This window comes from Nonomuraea sp. NPDC054003 (assembly GCF_055585125.1).
In genome coordinates this window covers 1-1,667 of record NZ_JBVJKR010000042.1, presented here as the reverse complement: position 1 = coordinate 1,667, position 1,667 = coordinate 1, and the positions used below count along the sequence as shown (strand labels likewise).

Below are 1,667 nucleotides of genomic sequence, written 5' to 3'. Positions count from 1 at the left end.
CTAGCCTGCGGCTTTCACAGCGAATTTGAGCCGACCTGATAGTTCACATAAGAAAAGTGCCCTTGAGCTGGGAGGATCGGGCTTGTCTAAGGCCCCGTCCATCCCAGATCAGAAGGCACTTTCCGAGTGAACTCTACCGCTTCTCGCCGCAAGATCACCGTGTCCGCCGACGGCCGCGGGCTGGTCTCCCATGGCGGTGCTCTGCTGCTGATGCAGACACTGCGCATCACCGGACTGGACAAGAACCTGTCCCAGCAGCTGGAACGGTGGCGACCCGGCCGAGCGGTGCACGACCCTGCAAAGATCATCACCGACCTGGCTCTCACCCTGGCGCTCGGCGGGGATTGCCTGGCCGACATCGCCGTGCTGCGCTCCCAGCCTGAGCTGTTCGGCCCGGTTGCCTCCGACCCGACCGTCTCGCGCCTGATCGACCGGCTCGCCGCCGATGATGCCCGCGCGCTGAAGGCCATCCGCGCCGCCCGCGCCACCGCCCGCCAGCGCGCCTGGCACCTGGCCGGTGCTCGCGCCCCCGGAACCGACGGCCAGCCCGTGATCGTCGACCTCGACGCCACCATCGTCGTCTCGCACTCCGACAAGCAGCACGCGGCCCCGACCTGGAAGAAGAGCTACGGCTTCCACCCGATGACCGCCTTCGCCGACCACCAGGGCGACGGCGCCGGCGAGTCCCTGGCCCTGATGCTGCGACCCGGCAACGCGGGCTCCAACACCGCCGCCGACCACATCGAGACCACCCGCCTCGCCCTGGCCCAGCTGCCCAAGCACCTGCGACGCAACGTCCTTGTCCGCACCGACTCCGGCGGCGGCACCCACGAGTTCCTCGCCTGGCTCACCCGCCCAGGACGATGGCTGAAGTACTCCATCGGCTTCACCATCACTGACGACATCGCGCAGGCAATTCTCAAGCTCCCGGCCACCGCCTGGACCCCCGCCTACAATGCCGACCGCCAGCCACGCCCCGGCGCGTGGGTCGCCGAGCTCACCGGCCTGCTGGAGATGACCGGATGGCCGAAGGGCATGCGTGTCATCGTCCGCAAGGAACGCCCGCACCCCGGCGCCCAGCTGCGCTTCACCGATCTGGACGGACACCGCTTCACCTGCTTCGTCACCGGCACCCCCGGCGGCCAGCTCGCCGACCTGGAACTACGCCACCGCCGCCGAGCCCGCGCCGAAGACCGCATCCGCACCGCCAAAGACACCGGCCTGCGCAACCTGCCCCTGCACGACTTCACCCAGAACCAGATCTGGCTCGAAATCGTCGCCCTGGCCTGCGAACTGCTCGCCTGGATGCAGATGCTCGCCCTGTATGACACCGACGCCCGCCGCTACGAGCCCAAACGCCTGCGCCTGCGCCTGTTCGCCGTGGCTGGCCGGCTGGTGCACGGCGGCCGGCGCCTGCACCTGCGCATCACCGCGCGATGGCCCTGGGCCCGCCAGATCATCGCTGCCCTGGCCCGCCTGCACGCCCTGCCAGCACCACCCTGACCAGCACCAACCCATCCCACGATTAGGAAAGGAGACCCGCGGGCCCGTGGAACCCCGCCCACCCGGCGCGACAGCCGGGCACCCACGCTGACCACAGCGAGGAAATCGACCTCCAGCCGAAGACTTCAGCCGACCAACTCAAGGTCGAGAAAGATCGAGGCTAG

General features: G+C 68.9%; 1 protein-coding gene. It reads left to right on the top strand.

Annotated elements, in window-relative coordinates; translation table 11 throughout:
* Window positions 1-126 precede the first annotated feature (126 nt).
* Window positions 127-1,503: an IS1380 family transposase gene (locus ACZ6YG_RS44595; RefSeq protein ID WP_364225568.1), complete on the top strand. Its 1,377-nt coding sequence runs from the start codon at window positions 127-129 to the stop codon at window positions 1,501-1,503.
* The last annotated feature ends 164 nt before the right edge of the window (window positions 1,504-1,667 follow it).